This window comes from Flavihumibacter fluminis (genome assembly GCF_021491375.1).
GTDB lineage: Bacteria > Bacteroidota > Bacteroidia > Chitinophagales > Chitinophagaceae > Flavihumibacter > Flavihumibacter fluminis.
In genome coordinates, this window is the sequence record NZ_JAKEVY010000003.1 from 786,651 (window position 1) to 798,687 (window position 12,037).

At 44.2% G+C, this 12,037-nt stretch carries 8 protein-coding genes; 3 read left to right on the forward strand and 5 right to left on the reverse strand.

Features of this window, described 5'->3' with window-relative positions; all coding sequences use genetic code 11:
• The first annotated feature begins 5 nt into the window (after window positions 1–5).
• Both L0U88_RS14645 and L0U88_RS14650 read left to right on the forward strand, forming a co-directional pair.
• Window positions 6–3,629, forward strand: a complete 3,624-nt coding sequence (locus L0U88_RS14645; RefSeq protein ID WP_234866823.1) for an efflux RND transporter permease subunit — start codon at window positions 6–8, stop codon at window positions 3,627–3,629.
• 19 nt (window positions 3,630–3,648) lie between these two features.
• Window positions 3,649–4,443, forward strand: a complete 795-nt coding sequence (locus L0U88_RS14650) for a TIGR00266 family protein (RefSeq protein WP_234866824.1) — start codon at window positions 3,649–3,651, stop codon at window positions 4,441–4,443.
• 43 nt (window positions 4,444–4,486) lie between these two features.
• Here the strand turns inward: L0U88_RS14650 and L0U88_RS14655 are convergent, their stop codons facing one another.
• Window positions 4,487–5,329: an alpha/beta fold hydrolase gene (locus tag L0U88_RS14655; protein WP_234866825.1), complete on the reverse strand. Its 843-nt coding sequence runs from the start codon at window positions 5,327–5,329 to the stop codon at window positions 4,487–4,489.
• 42 nt (window positions 5,330–5,371) lie between these two features.
• On the opposite strand from L0U88_RS14655, the gene L0U88_RS14660 reads away from it, so the two are divergent.
• Window positions 5,372–6,826: an amidohydrolase gene (locus tag L0U88_RS14660; RefSeq protein ID WP_234866826.1), complete on the forward strand. Its 1,455-nt coding sequence runs from the start codon at window positions 5,372–5,374 to the stop codon at window positions 6,824–6,826.
• Window position 6,827: 1 nt separating this feature from the next.
• Here the strand turns inward: L0U88_RS14660 and L0U88_RS14665 are convergent, their stop codons facing one another.
• The 4 genes from L0U88_RS14665 to L0U88_RS14680 all read right to left on the reverse strand — a co-directional run bounded on the left by L0U88_RS14665 (window position 6,828) and on the right by L0U88_RS14680 (window position 12,037).
• Window positions 6,828–7,214: a hypothetical protein gene (locus tag L0U88_RS14665; RefSeq protein WP_234866827.1), complete on the reverse strand. Its 387-nt coding sequence runs from the start codon at window positions 7,212–7,214 to the stop codon at window positions 6,828–6,830.
• A gap of 124 nt (window positions 7,215–7,338) precedes the next feature.
• Window positions 7,339–9,249, reverse strand: coding sequence for a redoxin family protein (locus tag L0U88_RS14670; RefSeq protein WP_234866828.1), 1,911 nt, complete (start codon window positions 9,247–9,249; stop codon window positions 7,339–7,341).
• 105 nt (window positions 9,250–9,354) lie between these two features.
• A complete protein-coding gene (gene ricT / locus L0U88_RS14675) occupies window positions 9,355–10,764 on the reverse strand; it encodes a regulatory iron-sulfur-containing complex subunit RicT (protein ID WP_234866829.1) in 1,410 nt (469 codons plus the stop codon).
• Window positions 10,765–10,819: 55 nt separating this feature from the next.
• On the reverse strand, window positions 10,820–12,037 hold the full coding sequence (locus L0U88_RS14680) for a DNA polymerase III subunit (protein WP_234866830.1): 1,218 nt from the start codon (window positions 12,035–12,037) through the stop codon (window positions 10,820–10,822).

The window sequence follows — 12,037 nt, forward strand, 5'->3', positions numbered from 1 at the left end:
ATAAAATGAGTGCGCTTGAAAATATGAAGGAGAAGTTCAAACAATTTGGACCTACTACCTGGAGTATCAAAAATAAAACGTCGATTTATCTCCTGATGATCTTCGTGAGTATTATTGGAGTATTCCAGTTTGTGACACTGCCCAAGGAGCAGTTCCCGGATATTGTGATTCCTACAATTTATGTACAAACTGTATATGTAGGAAACTCACCCAAGGATATCGAAAACCTGGTTACCCGTCCCATTGAGAAACAAATCAAAGGGATTACCGGTGCTAAAATCAAAAAAACCACCAGTACCTCACAGCAGGATTTTAGTGCCATCATCGTGGAATTTGATACGGATGTAAAAACAGATGTGGCCCTGCAGAAAGTGAAGGATGCGGTGGATAAGGCAAAAAAAGATCTGCCTACTGATCTTACGGAAGAACCTTCGGTACTGGAGGTTAGCTTCTCCGAACAGCCAATCATGTATGTGAACGTAAGTGGTGATTTTGATTTGCAGCGACTCAAAAGTTATGCGGATGAATTACAGGATAAGCTCGAAGAATTGCCACAAATCAACCGGGTTGATCTGGTAGGTGCTCCTGAGCGGGAATTCCAGATCAATGTGGACAATAACCGGATGGAAGCAGCCAATATCACGTTTGATGATATCGCCAATGCCGTTGCCCGGGAAAACCTGGATATTTCAGGTGGTTTGCTGGAAGTGGGCAACATGAAAAGAAACCTGCAACTGAAAGGTCAGTTCAAAACAGCCTTTGATATTGAGAAAGTGATACTACGCAATACCAGTGGTGCACCCATTTATCTTAAGGATATCGCTACTATTAAAGACACTATCAAAGACACGGAGAGTTATGCCCGTTTAAATGGCAAAAAAGTAATTACGCTTAACATCATCAAACGTTCCGGTGAAAACCTGATTGAAACATCTGATGAAGTGAAAAGAGTGGTGGATGAGTTGAAAGCAACAGAGTTTCCTCGTGAACTGAACCTGGTAATTACGGGTGATCAGAGTAAGGCTACCCGCGTTTCCTTCAACGACCTCGTAAACTCCATTGTGATCGGATTTATCCTGGTACTCATCATTCTGATGTTTTTTATGGGGGTTGTCAATGCCTTCTTTGTAGCATTAAGTGTACCACTTAGTATGTTCGTTGCCTTCCTCTTCTTACCGGCCGCTGAACTGATTGTTGGGGGAAATGTTACCCTGAACTTTATTGTGCTTTTTGCCCTGCTGTTCGGACTCGGAATTATTGTAGACGATGCCATCGTTGTTATTGAAAACACCCACCGGATCTTTATGGAGGGTAAGGGCAAAATCAATTCAGAGAAATCAGCAATGATGGCAGCAGGCGAGGTATTCATTCCTGTATTGGCAGGAACCCTCACCACGCTGGCTCCTTTCGTTCCGCTTTTATTCTGGCCGGGTATTATCGGTAAGTTCATGATCTATCTTCCTACCATGCTGATCTTTACCTTATCGGCTTCTCTGGTGGTCGCTTTTATCATGAACCCGGTATTTGCAGTGGATTTTATGAACCACGATGAAGGAGATGGCAATAAAACTTCCATTTTTAAAAAGAAAGGATTCTGGATCGCTGTTATCCTGGGTGTATTGCTGATTACAGCAGGTACCAGTTTCGGTCAGGCATTACCGGGAGCGATTAACTGGTATTTCTTCTGGGGTAATTTGCTATTGTTCTTTGTGGTGCTGGCCATTCTGAATGTTTTTGTCCTGGATAGAACCATTCATAACTTCCAGAATCGTGCACTACCCTGGATCATGTCGCACTATGAAAGTTTGCTGCGCTGGTCGCTCCATGGATGGAGGCCTGTAAAAATTCTTCTCGGTACAATTGGATTACTCATTTTTTCATTTGTATTCTTTGGTCTTCGTAAAGTACCTGTTGTATTCTTTCCTTCCGGAGATCCCAACTTCGTTTATGTATACCTGAAATTACCTGTAGGAACTTCCGTTCAATACACCGACTCAATTACAAGACAACTGGAGCAACGGGTGTATAAAGTGTTGGATATGGATGGAGGTAAAAAGCAAAACCCGATTGTAGAATCAGTAATCTCCAATGTGGCGGTAGGTGCCAGTGATCCAATGAGTGGTGATCGTAGCACACGTCCCGAGCTTGGAAGAATTCAGGTTTCTTTTGTGGAGTTTGAAAAACGCCATGGTGAATCCACCAAACCCATACTCGATTCCATACGGGCAGTTGTAAAAGGTATTCCCGGAGCAGAGCTGAGTGTTGACCAGGAACAAAGCGGTCCGCCTACCGAACCACCTGTTAATATAGAAATCGCCAGTGAAGATTTTGACAATCTCACGAAATCTGCTGTTGCTCTCAAAAACTACCTCGATTCCATACAGGTTTCCGGTGTGGAAGAGTTGAAAATGGATATCGATTTGAACAATCCTGAAATTTCGCTTACTATTAACCGTGAGCGTGCATTGAGGGAAGGCGTTTCTTCGGCCCAGATCGGTATGCAGATCAGAACAGCGCTGTTCGGTCGCGAGATCTCCAAGATAAAAGATGGGGAAGATGAATACAAAATTCAACTGCGAAATACCGCAGTGCAGCGCCAAAACCTCGTGGATCTGCTCAATATGAATATTGTTTTCCGTGATTTTGCCAGCGGAGGCGCGATTAAGCGAATTCCAATCAGCTCACTGGTAGATGTTGATTTCACCAGTACACTGGGAAGTGTTAAGCGCAAAAACCAGAAGCGGGTTATCACGTTGCGCTCAAATGTATTGTCCGGTTTCACACCAACGGAAGTGAATCAGCGCATTAAAGATCATATTGATAATTTCAATCTCACTGCAGAGGGAGTTACCATCCGTCAAACAGGTGAAGGGGAACAACAGGCAGAAACAGGAGCATTCCTTATAAAAGCACTTTTTATTGCATTGATGCTGATTTTGTTCATCCTGGTATTGCAGTTTAATTCCATCAGTAAACCGGTTATTATTCTTACGGAAATTGTATTCAGTGTAATCGGAGTATTACTTGGTTTTGGAATTACCAAAATGGAAGTGAGTGTGGTGATGACAGGTATTGGTATTGTGGGACTTGCAGGTATTGTGGTGAAGAATGGAATCCTTGTGATCGAATTTGCGGATGAATTGAGGGCACGTGGCATGAAAACCCGGGAAGCCGTTATCCAGGCTGGTAAAACCCGGATCATTCCAGTATTGCTGACTGCATTGGCTGCGATTCTGGCGCTGATTCCGCTGGCAGTTGGATTTAATATCAACTTTATTACTCTGTTCGCAGAACTGGATCCGAAAATTTTCCTTGGTGGGGACAACGCAGTATTCTGGAAGCCACTGAGCTGGACAATCATTTTTGGATTGACAGTTGCCTTCTTCATGACCCTGGTTGTAGTACCTGCCATGTACCTGATGTCTGAAAGATTGAAAAGGCCCATGCGCAACCAATTCGGAGGAAAATGGGTCTCTATCATGGGAATTCCACCATTGACTTTGTTCTTTATTCCAATGGTACTCTACACTATGTTGAAACATAGGATTAGTGTTGCCAGAAGAAAACGCAAGATCAAAGGCAATGAATCTGATCCTGCCTACAAAGCATTTGTTGGCAGTTGGTTCTAAAACTTAGTAATTTTATTCCATGAGAAGTAATCACGAAATTGACTACAGGATTTATGGGGAAGAAATGCAATACGTTGAAGTAGAGCTGGACCCCAATGAAACGGCCGTTGCTGAAAGCGGAAGTTTTATGATGATGGACGATGGCGTTCAAATGGCCACTATTTTTGGCGATGGTTCCAAACAGCAAACCGGTGGTTTTCTGGGTAAGCTGGTGAGTGCAGGTAAACGCGTGTTAACAGGTGAAAGTTTGTTCATGACAACCTTTACCAATATGGCGCATGGAAAAAAGAGAGTAAGTTTTGCATCACCTTATCCCGGTAAAATCATTCCACTGGATCTGATGCAGTTGGGAGGAAGGGTGATCTGTCAGAAAGATGCTTTTCTCTGTGCTGCAAAGGGTGTGAGCGTGGGAATCGCATTACAACGCAAACTGGGTACCGGTATTTTTGGTGGTGAAGGTTTCATCATGCAGAAACTGGAAGGAGATGGTATGGCCTTTGTGCATGCAGGTGGCCATGTTTTTGAGCGTGAACTCCAGCCCGGAGAAACCTTGAAACTGGACACTGGTTGCGTGGTTGCTTACACACAAACAATCGACTTTGATATCCAGTTTGTAGGAGGAATCCGGAATACCATTTTTGGTGGTGAAGGATTGTTTTTTGCAACGCTTCGCGGACCAGGTAAGGTATGGATTCAAACCCTGCCAATCAGCCGCCTTGCCAGCCGCATCATGCAATATGGGGGACCCCGGAGAAAAGAAGAGGGTGGTATCCTGGGCGGACTTGGAAACGTTCTGGATGGAGATGGATGGTAAAACCAATCAACACTATAGAAAGCCGGGCTTAGTCCCGGTTTTTTTATGGCTTCCGCTCAAGTAATTTTTTTCGGATGGGTTGGAATTCAGTCCAGGGAATAAAATGTCCACCATCCAGCCAAAGCGTGTCCAGTTTGGGGGCATTGATCAGTTTCTTCAAACCGAACTCAACATTGACAGGTGGTACCCAACTATCGGTTCGTCCGTGTATAAAATAAACCGGCAGGTTAATAGCACTTAATGCCGGCTCCATCTGTTTCAGGTCCTTTTTCAGATAGATCAGTTCCGTATTAGAAGGCCTGAATGCACCGGGTAAAAAAAGCTTGAGTGGTGTTTTATCCATCACATACCGCCATCTTTCCGGTTTCTCAGCAGCCGGATCTATGCTTCCGGAAATAATTACCAACCCGGTTGCCAGTTGTGGATAATCCAGGGCCAATTGCAGGATCATCGGTCCACCCAGGCTATGTCCCACAAGCCAGAAGGCCTCCTTATTTTTAAGTGATTCAAGTACAGGTCCGATTATCCGCGATTGGTCCGGCAGGTTCAGCGCTTTTCCGAAATTACTGTATCCGAAACCCGGGCGATCAATACTGATCAGGCGGTAGTGCGCTCTCAGTGTACTATCTTTTAAATAACGGTCAAAAGCATTCCAGCTTCCCGGTGTTCCATGAATGAAAACGAGTGTGGGCAGGCTATCATTTCCTGTTTGCACATAATGCAGCGGAAAGCCCTCCTCATTTATAGTAGCTGTTTTCAACGGGATGCCATCTTTTTGAAAGCTGCTGATCGCTTTTGAATCAGCAGTTCTGAATGTGAAACAACTTTGTGCGAGGATCAGCCATCCACCCAAAACCAGTAAAATCAGCAACAATGATTTTTTCATAAATAGCCTAACTTGTACAAACAGATTTAAAATTAGTTCGATATGAAGAAAGGTTTCCTGATTGGTAGTTTGTTGATACCCGCTGTATTGTTTGCGCAAAAGAAACCCACGGTGAAGGAATTGGATAAATGGAAAACACAGACTTCTTCGGTTATACAGGAACGTTATAATCTTTATAAAGATATTGCATTTAAGATATGGGACTATGCAGAGTTAGGTTATAAAGAAGTAAAAAGTTCCGCCTTATTACAGGAGACATTGAAGAACAGTGGGTTCAGCGTAGAAGCAGGGGTGGCCGGCATTCCAACTGCATTTGTTGCCACCTATGGTTCAGGATCGCCGGTATTGGGAATATTAGCTGAATTTGATGCATTACCGGGCTTATCGCAACAGGCAGTTGCTGAAAAAAATCCGATAGCCGGACAGGCAAACGGACATGGATGCGGGCATCATTTATTTGGGACCGCCTCTGTAGCGGCTGCCATCGCAGTGAAAGAACAACTTCAGGCCCAGGGATGGAAGGGTACGATTAAAGTTTATGGAACACCGGCGGAAGAAGGAGGTTCCGGAAAAGTATATATGGTTCGGGCCGGGTTATTTGATGGAGTGGATGGGGTATTGCACTGGCATCCGGCTGATGAAAATACTACCTGGGCGGATGGTGCACTGGCTAATAAATCAGCCAAGTTTCGGTTTTATGGAACTGCTGCACATGCAGCGGCAGCACCAGATAAAGGAAGATCCGCTTTGGATGCAGTAGAGGCAATGAATCATATGGTGAACATGATGCGGGAACACATTCCATTCGATGCGAAAATCCATTACGTAATTACACAGGGTGGGAAGGCTCCGAACGTGGTACCTGATTTTGCTGAAGTGTACTATTATGTACGGCATCCAAACAGGGAAATTGTTATGCAGTTGTTTGAACGCATTCAAAAAGCAGCTGAAGGGGCTGCAATTGGAACTGAAACCCGAACTGATTTTGAGATTATTGGGGGAACATATGATTTGTTGCTCAATAACCAGCTTGCGGAAATCATGCAGGCGAACCTTGTTAAAGTAGGAGGGGTTACTTACACTAGTTCTGAAAAGGAGTTTGCCAGTAAAATACAGGATGGCCTGGGATTTAAAACTGATCCGATTGAAACAGCAGGAACGGTAAAGCCCATCCAGATTAATACCGGAAAAACCACCGGCTCAACGGATGTGGGCGATGTAAGTTATACGGTACCAACGGTGGGCTTACGTGCCGCCACCTGGGTTCCGGGTACACCAGCCCATAGTTGGCAGGCGGTTGCCTGTGGGGGAACGGAAATCGGAATCAAAGGAATGATGGTGGCCGCGAAGACTATGGCGATGACCTTACTGGACCTGTTGCACCAACCGGAGCAATTGAGTAAGGCCAAAGCGGAGTTCGATGCTGCCCGTGGTCCAGGCTTTCGATACATTCCATTGTTAGGAGATCGCCCGCCCGCCCTCAATTACCGAAACTGATTCAACGTGCCAGTTCAATGATCTGGATGGTGTTGGCACCGTCAGTAGATTTCCATTGCTGAAAGTGGCGTTTGTCGCGCACAATGATCCAGCTTTTGGCAAAATCGGTATTGTTGCCACTAATAGTTACAGTATTGCCGTGACGCACCCATTCAAAAGGCTGGTTATCGAATTTGGTGATGCCAAGAATAGAATATTGTATATCCTTTTCACCTGTTCCATTTCGGTTGAATTCCATCGAACCCACATTACTAATAATTAGACCGGATTCTCCCTGTTTGATTACTTCAAATCGTTGTACATTCCAGTTCCCAACTGGCCTTGGTGAACAGGCGGTGAAGCCTGTGATTAATGCTGCTAATGAGCCTGTTAAAAATAACTTATACATGCCCGTTATAGACCAAGAATCATTCCGTTTAATAAAGGCTTGATTTTTTTCGAAAAACATAAAAAAACAGGGCTAAGGTAGTATAGCCCTGGGGAAAATATTGCTCAATATGTGAAGATTGTTATCAGTTTGAAGCACTGCTAGCTTCTTCAGCAAGCTGAATCATGGCAGAAATTTCATCTACTGTTTGTGATTCATTTCCTCCATATCCAACTGATTTAAAACGTACTTTACCATTTTTATCCAGGATGAATTTGGTTGGGATACCATCTACTTTGAAACTACTTACCATTTTATCCTCAGTATCCAGCGCATGTTGGGTAAAGGAATAGGGTTTGCCCTTAAAGAATTCCTCAACATTTTTCTTTTTGTCTTCTGCCTGCTCCCAGGTATTAACAAAAAGAAAAACTACATCCGGGTTTTTAGCATGTTTTTGTTGTGCGGTATACATGGCAGGGAAGGAGGCTATGCAGGGACCACACCAGGTTGCCCAGAAATCAACTACTACAACTTTTCCTTTCAGGGAAGCCAGGCTCACTTCTCCACCATTCAGATCTTTTAATTTAAAATCAGGAGCTGGTTCATTCAGGATAGACGCCCTCAATTCCTTCATTTTATTCTCTTTCATTTGTTGAGTGAGGCCGTCGAAGTATTGATCAAATGGCTGTTTCTTTTTGGAGGCAGTGTACAGTGTTTCCAGCTGTTTCTTCATACCACTCGAGTAGGCCCCTTTAATAACAGACTTTTCCAGAAAATCAAGGGCTTTGGCAGCACCTTTTTCTTTTTCCAACAATAAGGCATACCGTTCATTATATTCAGAAGATCCGGTACCAACTAAATCAATGGAACGCTGCATATATTTAAAGCCTTCCTTATAGTTCCCCTGTTGATATAGTATGTAGGCGTACGTGTCTGAAAACATTCCTTCTGCTTCATCCAATTCTTTCAGGTAATCTGTTCGGGTGTTATAGCTGGGTTTGTTACTCAATGCCTTTTTCTCCAGGTCTAAAACCTCTAATGATTGTTTGGATATTTTAGCAGCCTCCTCAAGATTTGCCCCTTTTTCGGCAGCATTCCATGCAATGCTGTTCAGCATTGATGCCAGATTAATTCCTTTCTGGTTAGTTTCTACTATTTCCCGTGCTTTGGAAAGATTTCCTTCCCTGCCATGCATTACTGCAATATTGGATTCAATATTGGTAATTACGTTTTTTTGCCATTCCTGCGGCGCTCCTTTTATGGAATTTTTAAAACTGTCAAGCAAGGCGGCTTTTCCAGCGGCGGTTTTTTCAGCATTGAACCTGGGATATAATTCTCGCACTTTCCAGGAACCATCCGGATATTTCAACTTTAAATAGGCTGTCAATAATTTACTCAATGGCTTATTGCCATACCGGTCAGCAAAAAAAGGAGCCTGGAATAAATCATCTTCTATTATGTTTGGATCAGAAGGTAAATCTGCCAGATAATTGATCAATGCAGTACTGTCTTTTTTTTGTTGATAATATGTAATGGTTTCATTAAAACTGGCATCTTTGGGTAAGCCCTGATCATAGTATTTATTGAAATAATAATCAGCCTTTTTCTCGTCGGGTTCAAAGCCCATTCTTTCTCCACTTCCCCGATAAAAATTCCACATGCTGTAATAGGATTCCTTTATCGGTTCACCTGAATCATCCATCACAAAAAAGGCATAGCCCTTCTTATCATTATTATCCGTTTCTTTTCCTGCAACAATTTTTACAAAAAATGCAGCGGCACTGTCTGGCAATTGAAAGTTACCTGTCCAGTTAGTTTTGTTTTTTTTCAACTGCAGCTCACTTGCTTCCATTCTTTTTCCGATAAAATAGTAGATAGCCGCTGTTAATGTGGGTTGCTTTTTAAAAGTTGCCGATTCCGGCTGGTAGTTAAAGGTGATGTTACTACCTGGACGAGGAGATTCCGGTTGTATCTGTAATCGGGAATAGCTTACCTGTTGTGCAACAGCAGAAATACCGGTGACAATTACAGTCAGCAAGAGCAGTAGTTTTTTCATTCCGTAAGGTTTATGTTATCATAAATGTACCGCATAAAAAGAAAACCGTTTAAGCCGGGAGGCGTTAAACGGTTTATAAAATTTTACTACATTAAACTAGTATACTTATGCGCCAGGGTTCGGACCGGGTTTGGGTCCTTTTGGAGCTCCACCTCCCTGAGTTGGACCACCACCCTGGTTACCACCTCCCTGTCCCTTAGGATTTCCACCTTGCGGCCTTGGTGGACGTGGGCCTCTTTCCTGTTGTTGTGGTCTTGCGGGTCTTGCTCCCGACTGCTGACCACCACCCTGCGCCGGACGATTTTGCTGCGGCCTGCCCTGTTGGGTTGCCGGAGTTTTTCCCTGCTGTTGGGGACCAGCTGGTCGATTTCCTCCCTTCTGTCTTTGTTGTTGCTGTTGCTGCTGTTGTTGTTTTCTGCGGCGATCATTTTTCTCCAGGCTGCGCAGGCTGATTTGTCCCACTACATCCACAAATTCCGGCTCTACTTCCTTGGGCTTGGTACTGGTTACATCTACCGCTTCCAGTTCATCCGGGATGATTCCCTGCGCATTCTGTGAAAGAATCTTACGTACCCGCTCTATCGTCAGTGGATACTGTTTGTTACTATCAGGTAATGTATACCACATCAGGTTTTTGAAAATATCCTTCTTGATCAGCGTTGCCGTTCCTTTTGCAACCCGAATGGTATCTGCGCGATCCGGAAAACTTTGAAGCGCATCCAGGTAGGTATCCAGCTCATAATTCAGACAGCATTTCAAACGGCCACATTGTCCGCTTAATTTGGTCTGGTTAATACTCAGGTTCTGGTAACGGGCTGCCGTCGTATTTACACTTTTGAAATCTGTAAGCCAGGTACTGCAACAAAGTTCCCGACCGCAGCTACCAATTCCACCAACTTTTGCGGCTTCCTGGCGGGCCCCGATCTGTCGCATTTCAACTTTCACTTTGAACTCGCTGGCGTATATTTTGATTAACTCACGAAAATCCACCCGATCATCCGCTATATAAAAGAAGGTAGCTTTTCGTCCGTCTGCCTGAATCTCTACTTCGCTGATCTTCATTTCCAGTTTTAACTGGCGGGCAATGGCACGTGCGCGAATCAAGGCTTCGGCTTCCCGGGCCTTATTGGTTTTCAGCAATTCCAGGTCTCGTTCATTTGCCCTGCGCAATACTTTCTTCATCTCGGGGTCAAACTCATTTACCCCGCGTTTTTTCATTTGAATTCGTACAATCTCGCCCATCAGATTTACTTCGCCAACATCCACCCCGCTTACTCCTTCTACTGTTACCAGTTCCCCTTTTTCAAAAACGGTGAGGGTATTGTTGCGAAAAAAATCCTTTCTGCTGCCATTATTAAAAGAAATCTCAACCACTTTACATGCCGCTTCCGGATCTGCAAAGGGAAGATTCTGTAGCCAGTCGTACGCATTCATCCGGTTGCATCCGCCCGTTGCGCATCCGCCGTTGCTTTTACAACCATTTGGTTTTCCTGTTCCACAACTACTGCATCCCATATATGTCTAATAAAATGAATGTGAATTAATTGTATTTTACAAATATAGGCGAAAACTACCACGGCTCCACCCTGGCCCGATCGCGAAGAATATGGAATAACTGGAGGCTCAAAGCATGAAAGAGCATTTTCGCATTAGCATTTCTTTCAATATAATAGGCGGCTTTATCCAATTCCTCTACAATAGCTTCCTGTTGTGCCAGGTCGGCCATTTTATTAATTCGTAGTATGAAGTCTCGTTCGGCAACAGGAAGATTGGAAGCCCATTCACTGTTTTCACCCAAAATCCGGATCCGGATACTCTGTTGCAACAGGTGATTGAAAAAGCGAAGGAACTGCTTTTGCTTTTCTCTTCCCTGTTTGCTTATGTCCTCGATCCATTTAACCAGGGAGACAGGCCCATTTTTCAAAATGGCATTCAGCCACTCCCGTACCAGTAATTGCCAGTCTTCGCCTGCATGATTCAGTTCGGCAAGCGCTTCGCGATAATTTCCTTCTGTGATGGCTGCGATTTGACGCGCCTGTTTTTCATCCACACTTCGTTTCATTATCAATGCATTGGCAACGTCCTGATCCGACAAGGGAGGAATTCTTACCAGCTGACAACGCGATAGTATGGTAGGCAGGATTAATGCTTCACTTTCCGCAACTAACAGAAAGAGTGTATTCGGTGGGGGCTCTTCAATCAGTTTTAGCAGTTTGTTGCCTTCCTTGCCCAGCATTTCCGGCATCCACATCACAAGGATCTTATACTTGCTTTCAAAGGTTTTCAGGCTTAGCTTCCGTATGATCTCATTACATTCTTCGGAAGTAATATTACCCTGTTTGTTTTCAGCCTGGATGAACTGCAGCCAGTCGTAAAGGCTGCCATAAGGCTGCTCACCGATAAAACTTCTCCACTGGGTAATATAATCCGTACTGATGGGCTTGTCGCCACTTTTTTTAGGTATAACCGGATAGGAATAATGGATGTCTGGGTGCACCAGTGCAGTAGCTTTTGTGCAGGCTGCACAACTACCACAAGCTGCGGATGGAAATACAATCTCTTCGACTGGTTCAGCTTCACCAAATAAGGAGGGACCTTGCGGAACCGGGTTCAGTGCCAGCTGGACTTTCTCACATACTATATATTGTGCAAAGGCAAGCGCCAGGGGTAATCCGCCAGAACCATCTTTCCCTAATAAAAGCAAAGCATGGCTCAATCGGTTGGATTGAACCATGTCGCGTAATTGATCTTTTATTTCTTCCTGGCCTACTATATCGTCGAAAAACAT